This is a genomic window from Bifidobacterium sp. wkB338 (genome assembly GCF_003688325.1).
GTDB lineage: Bacteria > Actinomycetota > Actinomycetes > Actinomycetales > Bifidobacteriaceae > Bombiscardovia > Bombiscardovia polysaccharolytica.
This window is the reverse complement of sequence record NZ_NPOR01000018.1, coordinates 17,329-42,854: the sequence shown is the minus strand read 5'-3', so window position 1 is coordinate 42,854 and position 25,526 is coordinate 17,329. Positions and strand designations below refer to the sequence as shown.

Here is a 25,526-nt window from a genome sequence, read left to right as displayed (position 1 = left end):
CAGGAGTCAAGCAGTGGGCGAACGACCATGTGGTCAATCGTCGCCGGTATGCATAGCTATCCTGACGCTAGTTCAGAAGGCTGAAACCTTGGATGGCTGGTAGCTGCCGACGGCTGGTGAGCCAGTAGCTGAACAGGATGCATATGGCGGAGAAGACTAATGTGAAGACCACTTGGGGCCAGAGTAAATACACGGTGACGTATCCCCATAAGTCAACATTCATGAAGGGGCTTAAGGTCTTGTACATCCAATGGCCGCGCATAAGGTTGATCATCTGAACCGCCGTTTGCTGCCACCCCCAGAAATTCCAGCCGGAAATCGAATGCCAGAAACCAACACAGATCAACAGCCCTGCCAGCAACAGGCACCCGCCTTTTCGATCAACACGGGCAGCGAGGTCACCCAGCACCTGGCCAAGAAGAACGAAGGTTACCTGCACCATGAAGACATGCAGCGCCAGAGCCAGCCAACGGGACGGCTGCTGGTCATACGATCTGTTAAAGCATGATGCACTCCAGGGATCAAGAGTGAGCCTCCAAGGTGAGCAGCCCTGCTCGAGAAACATTTGGTAACTTTCCGTAAAGGGCATCCATCCGATTTGACCCAGGCTGCTGATAATGGCGACCGCAATCATGAAAGTGGCTGTCGCTAGGGCCATGACCACATTGGAGATGATCTGGGTCCATGCGATCGTGGACCGGGTCACGGCGTTGGAGATCAGGGGCCGGAAAGTCGCCAGTGAGCAGACAAGGGCGGTGGCCATGAACACCATCTCGGTGAACAGACCAGTGAAACCGGAGCTTAGGGGAATAAACCCCACAACTCCCAGAGCGAGGACGAGAGCCCAAATCAAAAAGACGATCAGCCTCGGCATCACCTGTACACGCAGGGCCATCCGGGTCTGCACCGCAGGCGACAGGAAGCGTTTGATTCGGGCCCATCCTTCAGCCGGTCCCGCACCGACGTCGGGCCTGTCTGGCCCCGGCCTGGTCTTCGTCCGCACTGCCTCTGCAACTTGCATGTTATTCATTGTGTCGCACCTTCCGTAATCTGGACGAAGTAGGTCTGCAGATCCATGGGGGCGACAATAAGCCCTTTGGGCTGCTCGTCAGGCACCGGCCCCTCGAAGCTGACACGCAGCAGGTCGCCGATGCGCTGCCTGCTCAGCAGCTGCGGGTCGCCCTGGGCAAGGTAGCTCTCTACATCACGCGGACGGCCAGTAACAGTGGTCCCCAGGACTGACAGATCATCCACGCTGAAAGATCGCAGGACCCGCCCCTGGTCGATGATCGTAGCGCGGGAGATGAGCTGGCTGACCTCGTTGATGATATGTGTAGCGATGATCATGGTCGGTCCGCGGCGCTGATAGGCCTCCAGAAGGAAGGTGTAGATCCTCTCCCTGGCCGCCGCATCCATTCCTGTCGTCGGTTCATCCAGAATGAGGTATTCCACAGGCAGGCAGAGTCCGATGATATCCTTGACCACCTGACGCTGCCCTGTGGAAAGGGAGGCAAAAGTGTCAGTCAGCCTCAATGCGAAGCTCTTAAGAATACTCTCAGCCAAGTGCCAGTCGAAATCACCGTAAAACCCCTCGGCCATGGCAAATGCCTGCCTAATGTGCCGTCGGGATGGATAGGGCCAGGTTTCGTTGACCAAGGCCACGCGGCGAACAATTCTTGAGTCGCTGACCAGATCGCTTCCATCCAGGTGGATCAGCCCCTGGTCAGGAAGCGCCCTGCCCGTCATCAGATTGCACAGGGTGGACTTGCCGGCCCCGTTCCGTCCGAAGAGTCCGTATATGGTGCCGGGCTCAAAGCAGAGCGAGATCTCATCCAGGGCCTTCAGCTTTCCGTACGATTTGTCCACCTTGGAAACTGTCAGACTCATTGGTAGACCCTTTCTATGATGGCGTCCAGGTCCTCACGGGATACGTCCAGAGATTTGGCTTCTTCGACCAGATCCTGAAACCTTCCGTTCAGGAGTTCACTCCTGCGACGCTCACGAACGCTTCGGCCAGCACCGGCAGTGACAAACATGCCCAGCCCCCGCCGTTTCTCCAGAAGACCCCGGTCGACCAGCAGGTTCATCCCCTTGAGGACCGTGGCCGGGTTGATCTGGTAGGCGGTCGAGATTTCCGTGGTGCTGGGAATCCTTTCACCGTCGGCGACCAGACCCTCGGCTATGGCTTCGGCCAACCTGTCTGCCACCTTCACGAAAACGGGCCGACCATCCGGTATTTCGATCGCCATCGTTTGACCGCCTTGTCTGCCTTGAATCAGGGCGTCGAGTTAGGACCTTTACTATTGTTTATTACTTAGTTACTTGAGTAACTAACCAACAGTCTATAATTTGCTCTCCCAACCGTCAAATCATGTGCAGTCGTAATCCGTCGGTTGGCTCTGCATGGCTCATCTCACTGCTTTCACCCGATTCCGCTTGGGCAGGATGCCGTACGGGCCCCGGTACCTAGAGGGTTGCAGCTGCCAGTAGCTGACGGGTATAGGGCTGACTTGGGTGATCGAGGATGGTCCTCACAGGCCCCTCCTCCACAACCTTCCCCTGGCTGAGCACCATAACCCTGTCCGCGATGTGCTGGACCACACCCAAATCATGGGAGATGATGATCATGGACATCCCGCTTGACGAATCGCTTTGCTGTCTTGACTGGGCCATGATGGACTGAAGGGTATGGAGAATCCCTACGCGTGCTGAGACGTCGATGGCGCTCATAGGTTCATCGGCCAAGAGTATCCGGGGCTTGACGACCAGGGCCCGGGCTATGGCCGCCCGCTGGGCCTGGCCACCTGATAGATCGGAAGGATAAGCCGTCATGATCCTGTCCGGATCAAGTTGAACCTCTGACAGCGCCTCGGCCACCTGATCAGCGAGGTCTCGCTCCTTCTGATATCGATACCATACGCGCCCACTCTCCCTGCGCTTGGCAGCCAAAAGAGGCTCGGCGACCGACCGGCCGATGGTCCACCGAGGGTCCAAGGAGGCAAAAGGGTTCTGGAAGACCAGAGCAGAGTCTCGGGCAAGCGCCTTGGCGGCCGGGGAACCATGCAGAACTGGCCTGCCCTGATATGTCACCTGTCCGGCATCAGGCCTCAACTGACCCAAAAGCAGACGGGAAAGTGTGGTTTTCCCCGAACCAGACTCCCCTATAATCGCCAAGCACTCCCCCGGCTGGAGGGAGACATCGATTCCGTCGACCGCAGCCTTTCGAGCCATGCCGCTGCCGTTGGAGGCATAGACCTTGATCAGGCCCTTCCCGGTCAGGATCGGGTCGGCATGCGCATCGTCAGTCGTCCTCATACTTGCCTCCATCTGCGCTCAGCGTCAGCTCCTTGGCCGCTGTCACCAAAGTCCTGCCCTGTGGACTGGATGGGTTGCGCAGAATGCTCTGCGTTTGTCCACTTTCCACCACTCGGCCCGCGTCAAGGATGTAACAGTAATCAGCAACCCGGGCCAGGACGGAGAAATCATGGGTGATGAACAGCAGGGAGGCCCCACTCTGATCAACCAGCGAGACCAGCAGGTCCACAATCTGCCGCTGGGTGATGGCGTCCAGGGCCGTGGTCGGCTCGTCCGCCAGGATCAGTCTGGGCTTGGTGACCAGGGCTGTAGCTATGGCCGCCCGCTGCTGCTGACCCCCGGACAGCTCATGTGGATAGGAGCCAGCCAGTTCCGCATCCAACCCGACCTGGGACAATATCTCCATGACTCGTCTGCGCCTTTCCTGGGCGCTCAGACGGTAGTGGCGACGGAGAGGCAGCTCGACCTGACTGTAAATTTTCTTGACCGGGTTCAGGGCCGTAGAAGGATTCTGAAAGATCATGCCCATCCGGGAACCGCGAAGGTCCGCCAGGGACCGGTCATCCGAACCGAGAATCTGAAACCCGTCCACCAGAATGGATCCAGACAGGGAGGCCGTCAACGGTGCGGTGCCCAGAACGCTGCGGGCTATCATCGACTTTCCGGAGCCAGAGGAGCCGATCAGGCCGACCCGTTGACCGTCTGCCACCTTGAGGTCCACCTGGTCAAGAATGGTGCGACCATTGATGGACAGGCCCAGGCCGTCAATACTCAGGGACATCATTGACCTCCCTCGCCTGCATGAATCGCATTCTCGACATGATGACTGGAGTCATCTAATTGTGCAGACATCTCCTGGCGCTCCGCAGACGGGAGAGCAGATCGTCCAGCGGCAGCCACGGCTGCTCTGAGAGTGGGGTTGGTAACCGGATCGATGGCATCACGCAGGGCATCACCGAACAGGTTCAGCGCCACCACAACCATGGTGACCACCAGGCCGGGCCAGAGCACGGTCAACGGAAAGACGTTGATGAACTTGACCGAGGTAGTCAGCGAATGACCCCAGGAGGGCAGGCCAGAGGGAACGCCCACCCCCAGATATGTCAACCCTGCCTCAGCCAGAACGGAGGTCCCCGCCGACATGGAAAGCTGCACGCACAGGACAGGAACGACATTGGGCACCAGGTGGGTGCAGAAGATTCTGAAGGCCCCGACCCCGCTGTTCCGGGCGGCTTGAACGTAGTCCGACTCTGCCGCCAGGAGCGCCTGGGGCCGTACGATCCGGGCCAGGTTGAGTCCGTATCCGAACCCGCAGGCCACGACGACCACAGCAATGCTGGGGCCCAGGGGGACGGCCAGGATCAGAGCCAGCAGAACTGTGGGCAGGGAAATCAGAGCGTCGACCAGGACTACGACCGTCTGGGATACTCCTGAACGGCGCGAGACCATAGCCATGACCAGAAGGAGTCCCAATACGCCTGACAGGACGACCGCCAGAAGGCTGATGGCCAGGTTGGTGGCTGACCCCGCCATCAGCCAGGAGAGAATGTCTGCCCCGGTGCCGTCCGTTCCCAGAAGATGGGCGCGGCTGGGTGCCTGCCAGATCCGGTACCCGTCGGTGGTCCAAATAGGGACCGGGGTCCAGAACCTGGAAACCAGGGAGACCAGGATCCAAATGGCCAGAACAATCAGCGAGTATCGCCCTGAGACCTTGCGCCACATGCTGGCCAGCACCACCCGCGTCCGTCCGAAAGATCCCAGTCGACCGGGAAAGGCTGCTTTCAATCCCAAACGAGGCCTGTCTGCATGCTCCCAGCTCATCAGTCAGCCGCCCCCTGCCTGGCCGCACCTCGAAAACGCGGATCGATCAGCCTATGGATAACGTCCACCAGCAGTCCCAGGAAGAGGAAGAAAGCCGCCAGAAGAAGCAGCTCGGACTGAACGGCCGGAAGATCCCGGTTGCCCACATCGGTGATCAGCATGGATCCCAGTCCCGGAAGGGCGAACAGGTTCTCGCTGACCATGACACCCGTAATCATCTCAGCCATGGTCAGCCCGACCACCGAAACCAGCTGAGGAGAGGCCAGCCGCAGACCGATCCGTAGAGCAGCCTGGGTCCGAGTCATCCCGCAGGCCATGCCCATGTCCACATACCCCGAAGAGAGCATGTCGCCTAATAAAGAGCGGGTATATCGCATGATGCCGGCGCCCACGATGATGCCGGTGGACAGAGCAGGCAAAATCAAAGCCGCCAGAGCCTGCCCCGGCTGAGCCCAGCCGGGAGCAGGAAAGCCCTGGGAGGGCAGCAGGCCAATCAGGCCGCTGCCTTTGGCAAAGAGCATGATCAGCAGCAGTCCTGACCAGAGGGCCGGTACGGATCCGCCCACGATGGCTGCCATGTGGCTGAAGGACTGCATCCGTGGCGAGCGCGCCAGAGCTGCCGCACAGCCCAGGGGAATACCAAGCAGCAGAGCCACGCCCAGTCCCAAAAGAATGAGCGGGAAGGTGATCTGGGCCCGGATGCCCACCTGGGAGGCGATGGAACGGTTGGTCAGAATGGACCTGCCCAGGTCCCCTTTCAGAAAGTCGCTGATCCAATCCAGATACTGCCTTGGGTAGGAGCGGTCCAGACCCATCTGCCGACGGAGCCGGTCGACACGCTCGGGCGGGGCATCCAGTCCGGCCATGACGGCGGCCACATCCCCGGGCAAGATGCGCAGGGCCAGGAAGATCAGCAGGGAGATGCCCATCAACGCCAAAACGAAGAGCACCAGACGCCGCATCAGGAATCTGACCATGGTCATCCCCGCCTATAAGTCACGTCGGACAGGGGCATGAGGGACTGGTTCAGATCGACCGGGAAGCCCTCCAACCCTGTCCGCCAGGCCGTGGTCACCCGGTAGTTGAAGAGCCAGTCCGCCGCCGCATCGCTGCTGACGATCCGGGCGGCCTGGGCCAGGAGCCTGTTGGAATCATCGGCGGAGGTCGTGGCCATGGCCTTCTGGTAGAGCTCTTGGACCTGACGATTGTCATAGTTGTAGTAGTAGCCAGGATTGGCCCACTGATGGAAGTCGTGGCTCTCGCCATGATCCACCAGAGACATGTCATAGTCCTTGTTGGCATGTACGTCCTGCAGCCATACCGAAAACTCCACCACCCTCACATCCAGGTCGATGCCCACCTGGCGCAACTGCGAGCGCAGCTGATCACCCAACTCGCTGCCGTAGGTGTTGGCGTAGGTCAACCGCAGCTTGAGAGGGTGGTCGGGACCATACCCAGCCTGGGCCAGGAGCCTCCGTGCCTGCTCCGGATCGTGGGGGTAGAGACCGGTCAAATCCTGATAGCCGGGATCCAGAGAGGGTATGGGTCCGCCCAATGCCCTGTCCGATCCGCCTCGGGAGGCAATCAGCTGCCGATGGTCAATGGCATGGCGGATGGCCTGACGTACCCGCGGGTCGGATGTAGCGGCACCCTTGCCGTTCATGGCTAGGACGTACTTGTCGGTGTCGTCGCCCGCCTTGACCTGGAAGTCGGGGCTGTTGCGGAATGGGCTGGCCAGGTTCTCGGTGACCGGAGCCAGCACCTGCACATCCCCGCTGCGCAGGGCGTTGACGGCGGCGTTGTCGTCATTGAGGTAGCGGATGACGATGGTTGGCGTCTTAGGCTTGTCGCTGCCCCAATAGTGAGGATCGGCCTTGAGTGTGACCGAATCGTTTGGTCGGAAGCTTTCCAGCAGGTATGGGCCGGATCCCACGGCCTGGGTCTTCATGTCATAATCGGCCCGCCGGTCAAAGACCAGACCAGCCCGGCCGCTCAGCTGCCAGAGCAGATCCTGGTATGGTCTGGACAGCGCCAGGCGCACCGTCAGCGGATCTGTGGCCTGAACGCCCTGGAAGCCCTCCAGCATCTCGCTGCCCTGATAATGGCCTGCCATGAGCCCACGAATGGAGTCGACCACGTCCTGCGCCTGAAGAGCATGGCCGTTGGAGAAGCGGATGCCCTCATGCAGGTGGAAGGTGTAGACCAGGCCGTCCTCGGAGACATTCCAGCTCCTGGCCAGCCCCGGACGCACCCGATTCCGGGAATCCCGCGACACCAGGCCCTGATAGACGTTGCCGATCAGGAGCTGATCCAACGCCGTGCCTGACTGGTTGCGGATATCCAGATTGGTGGGAGCCAGCTTGAGCCCCACCGTGACCGTGTCAGCCACGGTTCCGCCTCCAGCCTGACCGGAGGCTCCGCGATGCCCGGTCCACAGGGAGAAAGCCAAGGCCAGGGCCAACAGGAGACTGAGCAGCTTCCAGGGCAAGGTGTTGCCGCCCGACCTCATAGGCCTGATTCTGGCATTGAGTTCGGGGTCAGTGCTGGGGCCTGGCTCCTGGGCCGTATCCATATCTGCTGCGGTCACGCTGCCATGGGCATGCGTGCCGTGTCGATCTGCATTCATTGACGAATCCTTATGCTGCGGTTGACCGCCATTCTGGTCGATCACCGCCCACCAGCATACTCCCCGAAGCCATCACCCAGGCTTATGCGCTTAGGATGGATTCGGAAAGCGTCACGCGCCCGGACGACGGCAGGGAGGAAGAGACATGCTGCTGGCCATCGACATCGGCAACACCAACATCGAGGTCGGATTCATGGAGGGCGACCAGGTCGCCGCCTCCTACAGGCTGACCACAAGGATCGACCACACGGCCGATGAGTTCGGGCTTCTGCTGGGGCAGCTCATGGCCCTGGCCGGGTACAAGACCTCGGATGTGCAGGACGCCATCATCTCCTCGGTGGCTCCTGCAGTCATGCATGCCGTCAGGTCCTGCCTGATCCGTTTCTTTTCCATCGACCCCATGGTGGTAGGCCCCGGCGTGAAGACAGGCATGAACATCCGTTTGGACGACCCGCGTTCCCTGGGCGCCGACTGCTTGGCCGACTGCGTAGGCGCATTCAACCGTTACGGAGGGCCGGTTTTGGTCATCGATTTCGGCACAGCCACAACATTCAACTATGTGGATGACAAGGGCGCCATTCGCTCAGGCCTGATCGTGCCTGGCATCCGCTCGGGGGCCCAGGCCCTTGCCGGTCAGACCGCCCAGCTGCCCCAGGTGGAGATCACCCGCCCTCAGACCATCATGGCCACGGGCACCAGGACCGCCATGCAGGCCGGACTCTACTACAACTTCCTCGGCGGCTTGGAGCGAATCATCCGCCAATACCGTAGCGAAATAGGCCGGGACTTTCACGTGGTGGCCACGGGCGGCATGGGCCGTACATTCTCACAGGACACTGACCTGATCGAGGTCTACGACCCCGAGCTGATATTCACCGGCATGTACAGGATTCACCAGCTCAATGCCGATGGCCGACCACACGCTGTACCAAAGCGCCATTGACCTGCAGACTGGCCTGCTGGCCATCCCCGTCGATGCTGACCAGTGAGCCCACCAGAACCTGGCCCTCCAGCTGAACCTGCACCGGATGCCTGGTCCGGTTGAACAGAAATACGAAGCGCGTCCGATTATCCTGGCTGACTCGCTCAACTCTCAACAGATCGGAATCGCCCTGGGCCGACCTCATTTCGGCGACATCCAGGGCCTCCAGCAGGGCAGGAATAACCTTGGCCAGACCTTGGGCATCCATACGGCAACCTAGGTAGGCGGCCTTGCCATGACCCCAGTCATGAACGGTTATGGCCGGCATGCTGTCCATCCCTGTCCAGGAATCCGCCCGGTAGCTTGCCAGGACCTTGGTGCCCTTGTCCAGGTGACCGATGACATCGGCCCAGTCGTGGGCCGTAACCCCGTTGGTCAGGTCCAGATGGTCCAACAGACCGGGCGTGCCGGGAGCCATGGGTGCGAACTCCTCAACCGACAGACCCAGCAGGTCCCGAAGGGGCCCCGGATATCCGCCGGTCCAGACGCGGTCCTGCTCGTCAGCGATACCGCTGCCCCAGGTGACGATCAGCCGCCCTCCACTGTGTACATACTTGTGCAGCCGTTTGGAAAGATCGGCGTCAATGAGGTAGAGGGCCGGCAGGACCACCAGCGGATACTCCTCCCAGGTAGCCCTGACGGGCAGGACATCAGGCCGGATGGCGTTGTCCAGAAAGGCACGGTACCAGACCGGCGGCTCCTGGCCATGCCCGACCCTGTCGCTGGGTGAGGCTGTATGAGAGCTGGCCCACTGGCTTGCATAGTCGAAGACCAGGGCCACCGGAGCATTGGCCAGCGTGCTGCCGGCCAGACCAGCCTGCGAGAGCCCCTGCAGGTCCCCTCCCAGCTGACAGACATCCCGGAAGACCGCCGTGTCCTCCCCAGCATGAGGCAGCATGGCCGAGTGGAACTTTTCCGCGCCGGCCCGGGACTGCCTCCACTGGAAGTAACAGATGGCATCAGCACCGAACGCCAGATGAGCCAGGGAATCGCGCTCCAGTTGTCCGGGCTCCTTGCGGGGGTTGACCGGCCGCCAGTTGACCGCCGATGTGGACTGCTCCATAAGCCACCAGGGATGCCGGCGGGCGATGGCATCCACCAGGCTGGAGGAGTAGGCCAGCTCCTCCAGATGATCCCTGCCCGGCATCGCATAGTGGTCATTGGCCACAAAGTCCACCTGGTCGCCCCAGTCGTCGTAGTCCAGGGTAAATCCGCCGGCGCTGACCATGAAGTTGGTGGTCAAAGGTATATCCGGGGTGATCTCAGCCAGGGTGTCACGCTCGGCCATATAGAAATCCTTGAGGGCATCGGAGCTGAACCGCTCAAAGTCCAGCATGCGGCCCGGATTCTGGAAATTCCCCTGGCCGATAAAACGCGGGGGCAGAATCTGCGAGAAATCACTCAGCCTCTGTGACCAGAAATCCGTGCCCCAGGCCTGGTTGACGGCGTCGATGTCCTTGTAGCGGCGGCGGCACCAGCGCTGGAAGGCCCTCATGGCATCGTCGGAATAGTCAAAGCGATTGTGGCAACCATACTCATTGCCCACATGCCAGGCCACCAAATAGGGGTTGTCCCGGTAGTGCTCGGCCATGGCCCGGCAGAGCTTCAAAGCGTAGGAGCGGAAGATCGGCGAGGTGGGCCGCCAGTGCTGCCGGGCACCGGGCCAAACCGTGTCGCCACGCTCGTCCCTGAGCAGGACTTCGGGATAGGCCTGGGTCAGCCAGAGCGGCGGCGAGGCCGTGGCCGAGGCCAGGTTGACCCCGATGCCCGTCCGACCGAGCTTGTCGATGATCCGGTCCAACCAATCGAAGTCGAAAACACCCTCGCTGGGCTCAATGCGCGACCAAGAGAAGACCGCCAGGGCCACCACGTTGACCCCTGCCTTGGTCATCAGCCTGATGTCCTCATCCCAAACATCCTCGGGCCACTGGTCGGGGTTGTAGTCACAGCCGTACCAGAGGGACTGCTGACCCTTGAGATGCTTGGGCCATCGATAGGCCCGCCGTGTCGGTTTGCTCATGGGTAGAACCTCCTGGTCCGTCTCAATTTTCGGACGGGGATGCCTGCCGCGTCCACGTCGTCCCACGGCTCCGGGATCCCCAGACCATTATGTCCCACCAGGCTGACTGTTCAGGCCTCTCCCTGAGGTTCCAAGGGAACGGAGGAGGTGAAGATGCGCTCAACCCCGGTGAACGGGTCGGTGAACTCCAGGCGACGGGCTACCAATTGCAGTGGTCGGGAGAAGTCGTCATAGGCCCGGGTCTGGATCCGGGGATAGAGATCGTCACCCACTATGGGCAGGCCCAGAGCGTTCATGTGCACGCGAAGCTGATGGGTCTTGCCTGTCTGCGGGTAGAGCGTGTAGGTGGCAAGACATCCCCGACCCGCCGTCAGCTCAACCCTGGTAACGGCATTGACCGGTCCGCGCTCCTCCCAGGCCTGGAGAATCCCTCGGCGTTTGATCACCCTGGAGCGGCGCTCTAGCGGGAAGACCCTGGGCGGGTCCAGGTGTCGCACGGTGCCGGTCCGCGGACGAACCATGGGTCGTACCGGCGCCAGGCACTGGTAAACCTTGCACACGCGATGCTCCTGGAACAGCATCTGATAGGCCCGTCTCGCAGCCGGATCTCGCACCAGGACCAGCACACCTGCGGTGGCTCTGTCCAGCCTGTGGGCAGGTACGATGTCGGGCTCCTCGTACTGCTGGCGCATTCGAATCAGCACGGTACCCTCGTACCACATCCCCCTAGGCATGGTAGCTAGGAAGTGGGGCTTGTCGACCACAATGATGCGGCGATCCTCGTAGATGACTTTAGGCTCAAAAGGGATCTGCGGCTCCTCCAGAACGATCCGATGCCCCCGCTCCTCGGACCCGACGACCATGGACAACCTCTATTCCACAGTGACCGACTTGGCCAGGTTGCGGGGCTTGTCCACATCCAGGCCCTTGAGCCGGGCCATGTCCAGAGCGAATAGCTGCAGGGGAACCACATCCACCAGAGGGCTGAGCAGGGTCGGGCATGGCGGACGCCAAAAGACCACATCAGCATAGCGGTCGGCATCCGGATCGCCCTCCTCGGCTACGACGATGGTGAAGGCACCGCGTGCCTTGACCTCCTCGATGGCCGAGATGACCTTGTCGTGCAGCACATTGCGGCCCCGGGCGCTGGGGACGATGACCACCACAGGCTCCCCCGGCTCCACCAGGGCGATGGGCCCGTGCTTGAGCTCGCCGGCGGCGAACCCCTCGGTAAAGATGTAGGCGATCTCTTTGAGCTTGAGCGCCCCCTCCAGGGCTACCGGATAACCCACATGCCGCCCCAGAAAGAGGAAGGAACGGGCCTTGGACATGCGCTGGGCCGTCTGATTGATGACATCGGCCTGACTGTCCAGCACTTTCTGGATTTTGGCAGGCATGGCCTTGAGATTGTCGATGGTCTGGTGGATCTCGTCCCGATACATGGTTCCCTTGACCTGGGCCAGGTAGAGCCCAAGCAGGTAGGCCGCCACAATCTGAGCCAGGAAAGCCTTGGTGGAGGCCACAGCCACCTCGGGACCGGCGTGCGTGTAGAGCACAGCATCGGACTCCCTGGGGATGGTGGATCCCTGGGTGTTGCAGATGGCCAGGACCCGCGAACCCTGCTCTCGTGCGTGCCGAAGCGCCATCAGCGTGTCCATGGTCTCCCCGGACTGCGAAATGGCCACAACCAGGGTGCGCGGGGTCAGAATGGGGTCACGGTAGCGGAACTCATGGGCCAGTTCGACCTCCACCGGAATGCGAACCCAGTGCTCGATGGCGTACTTGGCCACCAGCCCTGCGTAGGAGGCTGTTCCGCAGGCCACAACGATGATCTTGTCGATCTGGCGGAAGACATCCTCGTCGATGTGGACCTCATCCAGGTCCAGGTCGCCCGACTCGTCGTACCGGCCCAGCAGGGTGTTGGAAACCGCCGCCGGATCCTCGTGGATCTCCTTGTCCATGAAGGAGTCCCACCCGCCCTTTTCGGCGGCCGATGCATCCCAGTCGATGGTATAGCGGCGGGGGTGCTCCACCGGATGCCCTTGGAAGTCGGTGACCAAGACCTGGTCCGCGCTGATGCAGACAGCCTGGTCCTGCCCCAACTCCATAGCCTGACGGGTATAGGCCACGAAGGCCGCTACATCGGAGCCCAGGTAGTTCTCTCCGTCCCCAAGGCCGACCACCAGCGGTGAATCGTGTCGGACGCCCACCACCAGATCGGGCTGCCGTGAATCCACAGCCAGGATGGTAAAAGCCCCTTTGAGCATGCGGGCCAGCCGCCTGATGGCCTCGAAGATGTCGGGCTGGCCAGTGGCATCGATAATCTCCTGGGCGATCTTGCCTAGAAGCTTGGCGGCCACCTCGGTGTCCGTGGAGGACACGAAAGTATAACCTTCGGTCTCCAAGTCCAGCCGCAGCCTGGAGGCGTTCTCGATGATCCCGTTGTGGATCAGCGCGACCTTGCCGTCACGGCTGATGTGGGGATGGGCGTTGACGTCAGTGGGTTCGCCATTGGTGGCCCAACGGGTGTGACCGATGCCCACAGTGGCCTCGGGCATGGGCTTGGCCTTCAGATCTGCAACCAGATTGCCCAGGCGCCCGGCCTTCTTGCGCACGGCCACCCGCGCCATCCCAGGGGCAGCCAGGGCCACTCCGGCCGAGTCATAACCACGGTACTCCAAGCGTTCCAGACCCTTGAGGCAGACCTCCAAGGGCCTGCCACACGCCGTCCGTACTGATCCCGCATAACCGACGATTCCGCACATGGGCCCCAGTCTAGCCATGGGAGCTCGGCCGCCGACCATCCAGAAGGCTTCTTGCCGGAATTTCTACAACCTGAACAGTGCCTGCTTCTAGAGCACGGTATGCAGGAACTCAGTGAACCGCTCGGTGCGAGGATGGTCGATGATGTCAGGGCCTCCCTGTTCCACCACGACACCCTGGTCCATGAAGACGATCTGCTCGGCCACCTCGCGGGCGAAGCCCATCTCATGGGTGACCACCACCATGGTCATACCCTGTTGAGCAACCTGCCGCATGACCCCTAGAACCTCCCCCACCAGCTCTGGATCCAGGGCTGAGGTGGGCTCGTCAAAGAGCATGATGTCAGGGTGCATGGCCAAGGCTCGTGCGATGGCCACACGCTGCTGCTGGCCGCCGGAGAGCTGAGCGGGATAGTAGTCCATCCTGTCCTCGAGCCCTACACGTTCCAGCTGGGCCTGAGCCTCCTTGCGGGCATCGGCCTTGGGAACCCTACCCACATGGACCGGCGCCTCCATGACGTTCTCCAAGGCAGTCATGTGTGGGAAGAGGTTGAAACGCTGGAAGACCATGCCGATCTTGGAGCGTTGCCTGGCAATGGCCTTATCATCCAGGGTCTGCAGCACGGGACCCTTGCCGGTGTCGACCTTCCGGTAACCGGTCAGTTCGCCGTCCACGTAGATTTCGCCGGCTGTACGGGTCTCCAACTGGTTGATCAGCCGCAACAAGGTTGACTTGCCTGAGCCGGAAGGTCCTAGAACAGCCGTTACCGTGCCGGGCATGACCTCCAGGTTGATTCCCCGCAGCACATGCTGATCGCCGAATACCTTGTGCACATTCCTGATGACGATGGCCGGATCCTTGCCGCCCTTGCCATCGTGCTCGGTCTGCCTGTCCTCGTCCATGATTCTCCTCCTGCACTCAGGCGTTCAGCCCGGCCATCATGACCTTGTTGACCTTATCGGTCTCCTGACGGGTCTGCGGGTCATCGCCATCCTTGCCGCCCTTGGCCTCTGACCCAGCCAGGGGACGCGAGTCGAAACCCTTGCCGAAGTGTTTCTCCAGCTGAGCCTGGATGACCATCAGAACGGAGGTGATGACCAGGTACCAGATGCAGGCCACAATCAACAGCGGGATGGTCTTGTAGATGCGGTTGGCAATGGCGTTGGTGGCGAACTGGAGCTCCAGGGTGAAGGGCACGGCAAGAGCCAAGGATGTGGTCTTAAGCATGCCGATGGTCTCATTACCGGTAGGCGGCACAATGATGCGCATGGCCTGAGGCAGTACAATCCGCCGCATGATCATGGACGGGGGCATGCCCAGAGCCTTGGCCGCCTCCTCCTGGCCGGGATCCACAGCCTCGATTCCGGCACGAACGATTTCGGAAAGATAGGCGGCCTCGTTCAGTCCCAAGCCCAGAACCGTAGCCACGGTGGCGTTCAGTACGGTCTTGGTGTCGATGCTCCAGAATTCAGGCCCGAAGGGGATGCCGATGGCCAGCTTAGGAATCAACACGGAAAGCAGGCCCCAGAAGACCAGCTGGGTGTACACAGGAGTGCCACGGAAGAACCAGATGAAGAACCAGCTGACCCAGCGCAGCACCGGATTGGATGACTTGCGCATGACCGCCAGGATGATGGCCAGGATTGTAGCCAGGACCATGGCGTAGACGGTCAGCAGAAGGGTCCACTTGATGCCGTCAAGGACGTGCTCGTTGAAAAGATACTTCCAGACCGTGGGCCAATCAAAATTGGGATTGGTCACCATGCCGTGGATCAGCATGGCCACGAAAATGGCTACGATGACCGCAGCCACGATAGGCCCTGGCTTGCGCACCGGCCTGGCATGTATTCTCCCGGGGATCTGAATCTGGTCCGTCCCCTTCTTGGTATGCATCTCCTGCTTCCTTCCGCACCACTGAACTTATTTCGGCTAAGCCCATTGGCTGAATCACCTGCTTATGCGCGGGTCGCCCGATGGGACGACCCGCGCCTGGCCTTGCCTTAATCAGAGACCGCAGGGTTGATCTCAGCCTTTTCGACTGCGCCGCTCTGAACGCCCCAATTCTTGAGGATCTTGACATAGATGCCGTCGTCGATCAGCTTCTGAAGAGCCGCCTGGGTGGCCTCGGCCATGCCGCTGCCCTTCTTCAGTGCGGCGCCTTGAAGGACGATGTCGGTATCCTTGCCCAGCTTCTCCAGCTGTCCATCGGTCTGCTTGATGGCATACCCGGTCACCTGGGAGTCGGCGTAGAAAACGTCGATCTTGCCGTTGACCACTGCCGTGGCGGCATCAGTTTGCTGCTTGTAAGACTGAACATCCACCGGCTTCTTGCCTTTGGCCTTGCACTCGGCCGAGATCTTGTCGGCAGCCTGCTGTTCTTCGATGGTCCCAGTCTGTACTCCGACCTTGACGCCGCAGATGTCGTCGGGATTGATCTTTGAGGGGTTGCCCTTCTTGACGGCAAAGGCCGTACCCGCCTTGAAAGTGGTGACGAAGTCGACCGACTGCATCCGCTCCTTGGTGATGGTGAAGCTGGAGATGCCAGCATCATACTTGCTGCCGATGGCTGGGATGATGGTATCGAAGGAGGCGCTGACCATCTCCCCCTTGAGCCCCATGACCTTCGCAATGGCGTTCGATAGATCCACGTCATAGCCAATGGGGGTCTTTCCATCCTCATTCATGAACTCGCCAGGCGCATATGAGGTCTCCATGCCCACGGTCAGCTTACCGTCCTTGGAAACCGACTCAGGCACCTTGGCCGCAATGGCAGGATCCTTCTTGATGCCGCTGACGTCAAAAGCCGCTGGATGTGAGCTTGTGGTGGCCTTGCCCGATGCACTACTGGTGTCCGCCTCGTCGGTGGTTCCGCAGGCCCCGATGGAGGCCAGCAGGGTGACACTCAGAGCCGCCGCCAACACCGCCTTGATCTTGCCCATGTCTTCTCCTCTTCCGGACCGCCCCGAAGCGACCCCTCATTGCCCTTGATTGACATGCACTATTATGCACACATTTGTATTTTTATGCATACAGATGAAGACTTGCTCCGTCTTTGCAAACTACATACTCTGATGTTTTGGCTCTGTAACAAGCCAAAGGCGCCACCGAGGGCTGCTTATCGACATCGGCCCCGGGCGTGTCGGATCTGCATAGAACGGGAAGCTCTCAGCAGACGACTGTCGGTTGTTATGAGACCGGGAAAATTCAGTAGATTTATCTGAAAATCAAGAAGAGACTAAACCTGAAGCTCAGCCTCGCCGGTTGCGGTAGCGCATGGCTCGTTGAGCCTCGCGGCGGTCCTGCTCCTCCCGCAGAGACTGGCGCTTGTCATACTCGCGCTTGCCTCGTGCCACGGCGATCTCCACCTTGACTCTGCCATCCTTGAAGTACATGCTCAAGGGGACGATCGTGTAGCCCTTGGCCTGAATCTGCCGCTCCAGGCGAAAGATCTGCTTGGCGTGGAGGAGCAACTTGCGCTTGCGCTTGGGTGCGTGGTTGTTCCATGTTCCATTGAGGTATTCAGGGATATTGGCGTTCTCCAACCAGACCTCGTGCCGCCTGTCAATGCTGACGAAAGACTCGGCCAAGGAGGCACGCCCCTCGCGCAGGGACTTGACCTCAGTCCCGGTCAGCGCGATGCCGGCCTCGTACCGGTCCTCGATCTGGTAGTCATGACGGGCCCTGCGGTTCTGGGCGATCATGGATGTACCGGTTTCCTTAGCCATAATATCCTCCTCTTGATCGCGCCAAGGAGGCTACCTGGCACTCCGGACAGCGATAGTAACGTTCCAAGCGGCGGACCTGGCCCGCAACGGCATCAGTAATGAATGTATTGGTAGTTGCCGGCCCCATAGACCGTCTCATAAGCGGGGAAGGATGCGAAGCCGGTACCTCCTTGGGAGATAAGCACCGATCCATCTGCATTGACCCGCTCGACCACAGCCACGTGGCCATAGGTCCAGTCCGCATTCCAGGAACCGACCCGCTGGCCACGGGCGAAGACCATGGCGGCGCCCACATGCGGAGTGTTGTTGACCAGGTAGCCCAGACTACGTGCCGTATTAGCCCAATCAGCCCCGTTTCCCATATAGGATCCCACAGGCAGGGACAGCTGCGAGCGACGGATATATGCCCAGAGCGTGCACTGACGAGCCGGATAGGCACTGCCGCCCACCGAGTTGCCGGTGGGATGACCATAGCAGAACCCCGAGCCCTCAGGGCAATTACCGGGTACCCCATAGTTCATGCCGGAAGCACCTCCACCGCCCCCGTTGCTCGGCTGAGAAGGCCGCGGAGCCGGCGCTGGTGCGGATCCGCCTCCGCCGATCTGCTGGGCGCCGCCGGCATGGGGATCAGCACCGCCGCCAGCATTGCCCGTGTTCAAGGAATCGATCATAGACTCGGTGGCCACAATATCAGCGGCCTCACGGGCCGACTGCGTGGTCAGGGCAGCCTTCTGACTTTCCAGCCGCTTGCGTGCTGCGGTTCCTTGATCCCGCAAGGCCTGCAGGCTGTCCTGCTTGGCCTGTGCCTCGGCTGCAGCCTGCTGAGCTGCCGCCTGCTGCTGGTCGGCCTTGGCCTTCAAGGTGCTGATCTGTTCCTCAATGGCTTCCAGGCGCTGCTTGCGGTTCATAGAGGAATTGAGTGTGTTGGCGGCATCATTGGCGGCGTTGGCCTCGGACCGGGTCACGGCTGCATCAGCCTGCATCTTGTCCACAAAGTCCTTGGTGCTGGAAGACTTAGTCACCACGTCCATGACCTGGGAGACCTCAGAGCCGCGGAAGCTCTTTCTTGCCATCTGTGCCACACCAGCCTTGGCGTCGTCATAGTCGATGCCTGTCTGACGGATCTTGGTCTCCAAGTCGGCTCGATCCTTCCGGGCCGCCTGCAGACGATCGTTGGTGGCCTGAACCAAGCTGTCTGCTTGCTCGGCCTGCTGCTGGGCTTCGACAGCCTTCTGCTGCGCCGCCGGAATCTGGTTGGCGGTCAAATCGTTGAGACTCAAAATTTGGTTAGCCAGTTCGTTGCTGACACCCGCCAGCTTGCTCTTCAGGGCCTCATGGTTCTGTACCTTTTGTTGATAGCTGCTCCAATCAGCCTGCGCCGGTGCGGGGGCCACTGTCAATCCCAGTATTCCTCCCCCGAACATCATGGCCAACGACCCCACCAGGCCACAGATGGCTTCCAAATGTTTCGTGCGATTCATGGTCAAGTCCTCACTATCACTCATCCATGCTAGTCATCATTATGGCAGAGCTCGTGCCCATAAGGTCGGTCGGCCCGTCGCTGCGGATCAGGTTCGCAGGTACCTCCGCAGGGAGATGGAAGAGGCCAATGCGGACAACAGCATGGCCCCTAGGATCAGCACCGGAGCCATGAGCAGGACTGTGGACTGGTCCACGTAGGGCATCCACTGGACCGTCTGAGCCAGCCAATCCGTGATGAAAAGTTTGACGATGGCGCTCAAAGCGCCGACAGCCAGAAGCGAACCCAGCAAGGATGCCACCACCCCCTCCAGGATGAAAGGCAACCTGATGGTCCAGTTGGATGCTCCCACCAGTCTCATGATCTCCGTCTCGTTTCGACGGGAGGCGGCACTCATCCTGATGGTGGTGCCGGTCAGTAGAATAGCCACAATCACCATGACCACGGCAAGGACCAAGGTGACCGCTGTGGCTCTATTGAGGATTTTGAAGACCGGGTCGAATATCTGACGCTGATCGGAGACCTCCTCCACCCCATCGCGTCCGGACAACACCTCGGAGACCACCTGGTACTTGGTCGGATCCTTGAGCTTTAGACGCAGGGAGGCCTGCATATCTGCCGCAGTCATGGTCCTTCCCTCATAAGTGCCTTCAGGGTACTGCTTGAGGAAGGTGTTCTTGAAGAAGTCCTCACGGCTCTGGTAGGTGATCTTGGCTACGGAGTCGCGCAACTCGGTATTGATGGTGTTCTCCAGCTTGACGATCTCGTCGTTGGTGGGTGCCTTGCCGGTCGCGCATGAAGCCGCCTGGCTGGTGCCATCCGGGCAGAGCCAGACCACTACCTCCACCTGGTCGTACCAGTCTCCCTTAGCTTTGCTGATCTGAGCCTGCATGAGGCCTGAGGCGCCTATGAACAGGAAAGAGATGAAGGTGACCAGCATGACCGAGAGAATCATGGACCCGTTGCGACGCAGGTTGTCCCAGGTGCTGGAAAGGATGAACCGCAGTCTCATCGTGCCGCCTTCTTCTCGTCATCTCGCTCATCCCGAGCCGATGCATCATTCTTTCGTTGGGACTTCCTTGATTGCTTGGGGGCTTCAGGCGGTGCAGGAGGTGCCGGTGGGGCCCCCATGGACTCGATACCATGATGATTCTCGCCCATTGATACCTTTTTATTGGCCCTGCTCTTATTGGAGGTCTGTTTTGAGGATTTCGCGACGTCCTGCTTCATCTGGCCTGCAGTCTGACCGGATTTGCCGGTCGATTCCGCTGGGCCGGAACCATCAGACCTCGAATGCTGATCGGGCCTCTTACTCTGTTGCCCAGAAGCAGAAGTCTTGGCATAGGAGTTCTTCATCGGTTGGCGATCTTTGGCGTTGACGTTTTTCTGAGACGCTTTTTCGCCACGATCACGATTGCGGTCATCGTCTTGGTTCTTGTCCCGATCCCGACTGTTCGAATCTCCAGTCTGCCGATCCTGGAACCTGCTTTCGGCGGTCGGCTTGGGCCGAGCAGCATCAGAATCAGGGGCAGACTTCCGGGATTTCCGGGAAGCTGTATGTTCAGCCTGGAGGTGTTTCGCAGACTCATCACGATCAGTTCCTGCCTTGTCGTGTCCTCTGTGGCCGGAACCGTCAGTTGATTGACCTGACCGATCCTGGCCGCCATGGGTCGCAGGCCTGCGGAATCGCTCATCCGAGCCAGAGTCGTTCCCTTGATCGGGCTGCCCTGCAGCCACATCTTCATGCCGATTGGAATCTTCCTGCGCGGATTCAAGACTGCCCAGACCCTTGCCCCAGGTCAGGGTGTCCTCCACCGAGGTGAAGACCTTTCCATAGCGTCCGGTTCTCCCCGAATGCATGGACTTGGCTAGACGTGCGATTCCCTCGTCGCCATACTGGCCCTGGTTGACAGCCTGTGCCGCCGCCTGGACTACCTGCTTGGCCCCCTTGGTTCCATCCGCGATGGGCCCGGTAGCCGAGTTGTTCCCATCCTGCACGACGATCTGCACCGGACGGCGCCCTGCAACTCCAGCCTCGCGTGCACGGTCCAGGGCATCACCGTCATTGGGATCCCCGATGGCGTGATGAGAGCGCGCCGCAACCTCGGCATCTGGGAAAAATCGCGAAGAATCGTAGGAACCGTGGGCTTCGTCGCGCATGATCCGACCCGTATGCAACTCCACCACCCGCTTGCGCATAGAGTTGACGATCTCCTCGTTGTGGGTGGCCATGACCACGGTGGTGCCGGTCCTGTTGATGGCATCCAAGACCTCCATGATGCCCAGGGAGGTGGTGGGATCAAGATTGCCGGTGGGCTCATCCGCCAGCAGAATTTCCGGGTTGTTTACATAAGCCCGGGCCAGAGCCACTCGCTGGGCCTCGCCGCCGGAAAGCTCGTGGGGGTAGTTGTGCTCCTTGCCAGTCAAGCCCACGGTCTTGAGCACCTGCGGCACCAGAGTCTTGATGGTGGACCGACGGGCGCCGATGACCTCCAGCGTGAAGGCCACGTTCTGCCATACGGTCTTGTTGTTGAGCAGTTTGTAATCCTGAAAAACGAAACCGATGGAGCGCCGATACCCTGGGATCTCGCGGTTGCGCAGACGTCTTAGGTCGTTGCCGGCCACACGGATCTCGCCCTCGGTAGCCTCCTCCTCACGAAGGAGCAGGCGCAGCAATGTGGTCTTGCCCGATCCGCTGGCGCCTACCAGAAAAACGAAATCCCCACGATTGACATCCAGACTGATGTCATCCAAGGCTGGGCGGGACCCCTTGGGATAGATTTTGGTCACGTCCTTGAGCGAAATCAACGCCATTGACACTCCGTTCCTCGGTATTCACCTACAGAGGCTATCAAGAAGACTGACACTACTCACTCATGAAACACCGACCAAACCGCGGCCGGAAAAAGCTCTACTTACTGGCTTCCTCCTCGCGAGCCTGGACCCGCTGCTGGTGCCGCCAACGGATGCCGGCCTCGATAAAGGCATCAATGTCACCGTCGAAAACCCCCTGGGTGTCAGAGGTCTCGTATCCGGTGCGCAGATCCTTGACCATCTGGTAGGGATGCAGCACGTAGGAACGCATCTGGTCCCCCCAGCTGGCCTTGATGTCACCGGCCAGCTCCTTCTTCTTCTTGGCTTCCTCCTCGTGCCGCAAAACCAGCAGCCGGGACTGCAGAACAGCCATGGCAGCCGCACGGTTCTGAATCTGGCTGCGCTCATCCTGCATGGTGACCACGATGTTGGTCGGCAGGTGAGTGATGCGCACGGCCGAATAGGTGGTGTTGACTCCCTGGCCCCCCGGGCCGGAGGAGCAGTAGGTGTCCACTCGGATGTCCGAGTCTGGGATGTCGATGTGGTCGGTGGGCTCCACCAGGGGGATGACTTCGACAGCAGCGAAAGAAGTCTGCCGCCTACCCTGGTTGTCAAAGGGCGAGATCCGCACCAGACGATGGGTGCCGCCCTCCACCGACAGACGGCCGTAGGCGTAGGGGGCGTCCACCTGGAAGGTGGCCGACTTAATACCGGCCTCCTCCGCGTAGGAGGTGTCCATGACCTTGGTAGAGAAACCATGCCTCTCAGCCCACCGCATGTACATTCGCAGGAGCATCTGCGCCCAGTCGGCTGCATCCACTCCGCCGGCACCCGAGCGGATAGTGACCACGGCAGCACGCTCGTCGTACTCACCGTCCAGCAGGGTCTGAATCTCCATGTCAGCCAGGTCGGACCTCAAAGAGTCGATCTCCTTGCGGGCCTCCACCAGAGTGTCCTGATCATGCTCCTCCTGGCCCAGCTCCTCAAGAGCCTGGACATCGTCCAGCCGGGAGGATGCTGACTCCAAATGCTTGAGCTGAGATTGCAAGGCCGAGAGCCTACTGGTCACCTTCTGGGCGTTCTCCTGGTCGTCCCAGAGTCCAGGCGCACTGGCCTGACGCTCCAGATCAGCAATTCGCGAGCGCAGGCCCTCCGGGTCCAGCGCCTTGGAAATCATCTCGTACTTGGCCTTGGCCTGCTCCAATGCTTGAGCAAAATCCATCTCTGCCATACTGTCTCACCGCTTTCCAGACCGGCTCCACACGAGCCGACCGCTGTCTTCATTCCCATCCGCCTTTGCCTGTGACGGCCGGATTCCCGCCGACCGGACGGGCCAGGTCAAAGGCCGCTGAAGATAGCAGGGATGACAAGGCTGGCCAGCAAAGCCACGGCAATGACCAGGCAGACCGCTCTGGCCGTATTGCGGCGCCGACGCTCTCGGCGCTCACGCTCATGACTGTAGGCACTCATAGTTGATAATTTTACCTATCGGCTGGGACCTGGCTGGCGACGATCCAGACCCGACTGTCGGACGGATAGTGTCTGTTTGAACGTCGACCGGTTTATTCTGTAAGACAACTTATATCAATTGACTGCACCGCCTGAGGGAGGAACGATGAGTAAAGCACGCACCGCATGGGGTTGGGGCCTGGCCAGCCAGGACGAGCAGGGCCGGACCTTGGACGTCTGGTATCCAAAGGCCGAGATCTCGACGCCGCCGACCCCGGCGAACCGTCCCAATCACGACTTCGGTGACCAAGTCCACAACCAGCCCGACGCACGCGGCATCCGCCGGGTGCCGGTCTTCACCGTGGCCGATCTGGATGGCCCGATAGCGGATGCCGCCGATGCCTATCTGCGGCTCCATCTGCTCAGCATGCGTCTGACCCAGCCCAACAGCATGAACCTTGATGGAATCTTTGAACAGCTGACCACGGTGGTGTGGACCAACTACGGCCCCTTCGCCGTGGAGGACTTCGCCCTGCGCAGGTCAGAGGTCATGGCCGCAGCCAGCCGATCCATGCCAGGCATCCCGGTGACGCAGGTAACGGTGCTGAGCGTGGACAAGTTCCCCCGCATGGTTGATTACGTGGTTCCCGAGGGCGTCCGCATCGGCAACGCTGATCGGATTCGGCTCGGCGCCCATCTTGCGCCGGGAACGACGGTCATGCATGAGGGCTTCGTCAACTTCAACGCCGGAACCCTCGGCCACTCCATGGTCGAAGGCCGGATCTCACAGGGGGTCGTGGTCGGCGACGGTTCGGACATCGGCGGCGGAGCCTCCATCATGGGCACCTTATCCGGCGGAGGTCGCCATCGGGTCTCCATCGGTGAGCACTCGTTGCTGGGAGCCAATGCCGGCATCGGCATCTCCCTGGGCGACGACTGCGTGGTCGAAGCCGGTCTTTACGTCACCGCCGGCACCAAGATCGGTCTGGGCGACCATGTGGTCAAGGGAGCGGAACTGAGCGGACGGGATCATCTGCTCTTCATCCGCGACTCCCGCACCGGCCAGGTCAAAGCCCTGCCCCGTAAGAAGGGCATCGAGCTGAACGAGCGGCTGCACGCCAACTGAGCCCAGTCGGTCATCGGACTCAGCGCTGCTCCATGGGCAGGTAGTCGCGTGGGCCCTGCCCGGTATAGACCTGCCTGGGACGACCGATTTTCGTGTCTGGATCGTCCAGCATCTCCCTGTACTGGGCGATCCATCCGGGGATGCGCCCCAATGCGAAGAGCGTGGTGAACATCTCCGGGTCGAAGCCGATGGCGCGGTAGATAAGCCCGGTGTAGAAGTCCACGTTGGGATAGAGGTGGCGCTCGACGAAGTAGTCATCGTGCAGGGCCAGATCCTCCAGCTCCAGGGCCACGTCGAAAAGTCCTGCATCATCCGTATTTCTATTCTGGTCGGGTTCATCCATGAGCTTGTAGAGCCATTGCTTGGCTATGGCCGCGCGCGGGTCATAGGACTTATAGACCCGGTGGCCCAGACCTGCGATTTTCCGACCCTCCTTCTTGGTCTGGTCCACATAGCCTCGCACACCCAGACCGGAATCCCGTATGCTCTTCAGCTGGCGCAGCACGGCTTCGTTGGCGCCGCCGTGCAGGGGGCCTGACAGGGTATTGATGCCGGCAGCCACTGCCGAATACAGGTTGGCTCGGGCTGATCCGGCAATCCGGACCACTGAGGTGGAGCAGTTCTGCTCATGGTCGGCATGGATGATCAGAAGCTTGTCCAGGGCCTGCACCTTGAGAGGATCAGCCTGATAGGGCTGATAGGGCATGGCGAAGCTCATCCGCAGGAAGTCCTCCACATAGCCCCAGGTCCTATCCGGGTAGAGCAGGGGCTGGTCGCGGCGACGACGGTGGATCAAGGAGACGATGGTGCGCACCTTGGCCATGATGATGGCGCTGGCCTCATCCAGCTGGTCGGGATCGTCCACATCACAGGTGTCCGGATGGAAGCCGGCAAGGGCGTTGACCGCAGCAGCCAGCACACTCATGGGATGAGCCTGGCGAGGGAAGGACGAAAGCAGATGACGGAAGTCCTCCCCTACGACCGTGTGACCCAAGACATGGCTGCGGAACCGCTGGTACTGCTCGGCATCAGGCAGCTCACCGTGGGACAGCAACCAGGCTACTTCGAGAAAATTGGACTGAGCGCACAGATCCTCTATGGCATAGCCCCTGTAGCGCAGTATGGACCGCTTGCCGTCAATGAAGGTGGTTCCCGAGACGCACTGGGCCGTGGTCTGGAAGCCGGGATCCAGCGTAACCCAACCGTCGTTGCGCAGGGAGGAGACCAGAATGCCGTCGGGCCCTTCGGTGGCGCGAACCAGGGGAAGATCTACCTGTTCGGAATCGATGGACAACCGTGCTGTAGACATCACGCACCTCCTGTTAATCAACCAGTGAGGTGCCAGTGGGAGTCGACGGTCGTGCCGGATCAGGCTACCGGCACCTGTACCGGCGTGGAATTGCCG

At 60.6% G+C, this 25,526-nt stretch carries 22 protein-coding genes and 1 pseudogene; 2 read left to right on the top strand and 21 right to left on the bottom strand.

All coding sequences use genetic code 11. The annotated features are described in order from the left end of the window. Nucleotides 1-67: 67 nt before the first annotated feature. From CI603_RS04195 to CI603_RS04160, 8 genes are all read right to left on the bottom strand, one after another. Nucleotides 68-895: a hypothetical protein gene (locus CI603_RS04195; protein ID WP_147438280.1), complete on the bottom strand. Its 828-nt coding sequence runs from the start codon at nucleotides 893-895 to the stop codon at nucleotides 68-70. A 131-nt stretch (nucleotides 896-1,026) separates the two neighbouring features. Next, complete coding sequence (locus tag CI603_RS04190; protein ID WP_121913157.1) at nucleotides 1,027-1,887, bottom strand: ATP-binding cassette domain-containing protein; 861 nt, start codon at nucleotides 1,885-1,887, stop codon at nucleotides 1,027-1,029. Continuing rightward, nucleotides 1,884-2,249 carry a GntR family transcriptional regulator gene (locus CI603_RS04185; RefSeq protein WP_015022206.1) on the bottom strand — a complete coding sequence of 122 codons (366 nt, stop codon included), beginning with the start codon at nucleotides 2,247-2,249 and terminating at the stop codon, nucleotides 1,884-1,886. Before CI603_RS04185 ends, CI603_RS04190 begins: the two co-directional genes overlap by 4 nt. Before the next feature lie 217 nt (nucleotides 2,250-2,466). Next, complete coding sequence (locus tag CI603_RS04180; protein WP_121913156.1) at nucleotides 2,467-3,315, bottom strand: ABC transporter ATP-binding protein; 849 nt, start codon at nucleotides 3,313-3,315, stop codon at nucleotides 2,467-2,469. Then, nucleotides 3,302-4,096, bottom strand: coding sequence for an ABC transporter ATP-binding protein (locus CI603_RS04175; protein WP_121913155.1), 795 nt, complete (start codon nucleotides 4,094-4,096; stop codon nucleotides 3,302-3,304). The genes CI603_RS04180 and CI603_RS04175 overlap by 14 nt, the downstream gene beginning before the upstream one ends. Further along, complete coding sequence (locus tag CI603_RS04170; protein WP_395947967.1) at nucleotides 4,096-5,136, bottom strand: ABC transporter permease; 1,041 nt, start codon at nucleotides 5,134-5,136, stop codon at nucleotides 4,096-4,098. The genes CI603_RS04175 and CI603_RS04170 overlap by 1 nt, the downstream gene beginning before the upstream one ends. Further along, a complete protein-coding gene (locus CI603_RS04165; protein WP_121913198.1) occupies nucleotides 5,136-6,113 on the bottom strand; it encodes an ABC transporter permease in 978 nt (325 codons plus the stop codon). Before CI603_RS04165 ends, CI603_RS04170 begins: the two co-directional genes overlap by 1 nt. A gap of 2 nt (nucleotides 6,114-6,115) precedes the next feature. Further along, on the bottom strand, nucleotides 6,116-7,708 hold the full coding sequence (locus CI603_RS04160) for an ABC transporter substrate-binding protein (RefSeq protein ID WP_183122243.1): 1,593 nt from the start codon (nucleotides 7,706-7,708) through the stop codon (nucleotides 6,116-6,118). A gap of 199 nt (nucleotides 7,709-7,907) precedes the next feature. On the opposite strand from CI603_RS04160, the gene CI603_RS04155 reads away from it, so the two are divergent. Further along, on the top strand, nucleotides 7,908-8,705 hold the full coding sequence (locus tag CI603_RS04155; RefSeq protein ID WP_121913153.1) for a type III pantothenate kinase: 798 nt from the start codon (nucleotides 7,908-7,910) through the stop codon (nucleotides 8,703-8,705). On the opposite strand, the gene CI603_RS04150 is transcribed toward CI603_RS04155, so the two are convergent. The 12 genes and pseudogenes from CI603_RS04150 to CI603_RS09155 all read right to left on the bottom strand — a co-directional run bounded on the left by CI603_RS04150 (nucleotide 8,662) and on the right by CI603_RS09155 (nucleotide 23,016). Beyond that, complete coding sequence (locus CI603_RS04150; protein WP_121913152.1) at nucleotides 8,662-10,764, bottom strand: beta-galactosidase; 2,103 nt, start codon at nucleotides 10,762-10,764, stop codon at nucleotides 8,662-8,664. The two genes, CI603_RS04155 and CI603_RS04150, sit on opposite strands and share 44 nt — an antisense overlap. A gap of 110 nt (nucleotides 10,765-10,874) precedes the next feature. Then, complete coding sequence (locus CI603_RS04145) at nucleotides 10,875-11,627, bottom strand: pseudouridine synthase (RefSeq protein WP_121913151.1); 753 nt, start codon at nucleotides 11,625-11,627, stop codon at nucleotides 10,875-10,877. 9 nt (nucleotides 11,628-11,636) lie between these two features. Further along, entirely contained in the window at nucleotides 11,637-13,529 is a 1,893-nt protein-coding gene (gene glmS / locus CI603_RS04140; RefSeq protein WP_121913197.1) for a glutamine--fructose-6-phosphate transaminase (isomerizing), read from the bottom strand. An 87-nt stretch (nucleotides 13,530-13,616) separates the two neighbouring features. After that, a complete protein-coding gene (locus CI603_RS04135) occupies nucleotides 13,617-14,429 on the bottom strand; it encodes an amino acid ABC transporter ATP-binding protein (RefSeq protein WP_183122239.1) in 813 nt (270 codons plus the stop codon). A gap of 16 nt (nucleotides 14,430-14,445) precedes the next feature. Continuing rightward, complete coding sequence (locus CI603_RS04130) at nucleotides 14,446-15,420, bottom strand: amino acid ABC transporter permease (protein ID WP_121913150.1); 975 nt, start codon at nucleotides 15,418-15,420, stop codon at nucleotides 14,446-14,448. Nucleotides 15,421-15,527: 107 nt separating this feature from the next. After that, nucleotides 15,528-16,466, bottom strand: coding sequence for an ABC transporter substrate-binding protein (locus tag CI603_RS04125; RefSeq protein WP_121913149.1), 939 nt, complete (start codon nucleotides 16,464-16,466; stop codon nucleotides 15,528-15,530). Nucleotides 16,467-16,775: 309 nt separating this feature from the next. Then, on the bottom strand, nucleotides 16,776-17,252 hold the full coding sequence (gene smpB / locus CI603_RS04120) for an SsrA-binding protein SmpB (protein ID WP_046323204.1): 477 nt from the start codon (nucleotides 17,250-17,252) through the stop codon (nucleotides 16,776-16,778). Between the two features lie 92 nt (nucleotides 17,253-17,344). After that, on the bottom strand, nucleotides 17,345-18,733 hold the full coding sequence (locus CI603_RS04115) for a CHAP domain-containing protein (protein ID WP_121913195.1): 1,389 nt from the start codon (nucleotides 18,731-18,733) through the stop codon (nucleotides 17,345-17,347). 87 nt (nucleotides 18,734-18,820) lie between these two features. Beyond that, the gene (ftsX, locus tag CI603_RS04110) at nucleotides 18,821-19,744 is read right to left on the bottom strand and encodes a permease-like cell division protein FtsX (protein ID WP_046323206.1); all 924 of its coding nucleotides are present in this window, start codon (nucleotides 19,742-19,744) and stop codon (nucleotides 18,821-18,823) included. Nucleotides 19,745-20,514: 770 nt separating this feature from the next. Continuing rightward, nucleotides 20,515-21,546, bottom strand: a pseudogene (ftsE, locus tag CI603_RS09160) (cell division ATP-binding protein FtsE); the annotation flags it as partial. Nucleotides 21,547-21,643: 97 nt separating this feature from the next. After that, nucleotides 21,644-22,777, bottom strand: coding sequence for a peptide chain release factor 2 (gene prfB, locus CI603_RS04100; protein ID WP_110425579.1), 1,134 nt, complete (start codon nucleotides 22,775-22,777; stop codon nucleotides 21,644-21,646). Between the two features lie 107 nt (nucleotides 22,778-22,884). Next, entirely contained in the window at nucleotides 22,885-23,016 is a 132-nt protein-coding gene (locus tag CI603_RS09155) for a hypothetical protein (RefSeq protein ID WP_255297770.1), read from the bottom strand. 145 nt (nucleotides 23,017-23,161) lie between these two features. Here CI603_RS09155 and dapD point away from each other — a divergent pair, with 145 nt between their 5' ends. Further along, nucleotides 23,162-24,121, top strand: coding sequence for a 2,3,4,5-tetrahydropyridine-2,6-dicarboxylate N-succinyltransferase (dapD, locus tag CI603_RS04095; protein WP_046323208.1), 960 nt, complete (start codon nucleotides 23,162-23,164; stop codon nucleotides 24,119-24,121). A gap of 19 nt (nucleotides 24,122-24,140) precedes the next feature. Here dapD and CI603_RS04090 read toward each other — a convergent pair whose 3' ends face one another. Continuing rightward, entirely contained in the window at nucleotides 24,141-25,430 is a 1,290-nt protein-coding gene (locus tag CI603_RS04090) for a citrate synthase (RefSeq protein ID WP_121913147.1), read from the bottom strand. Between the last annotated feature and the right edge of the window lie 96 nt (nucleotides 25,431-25,526).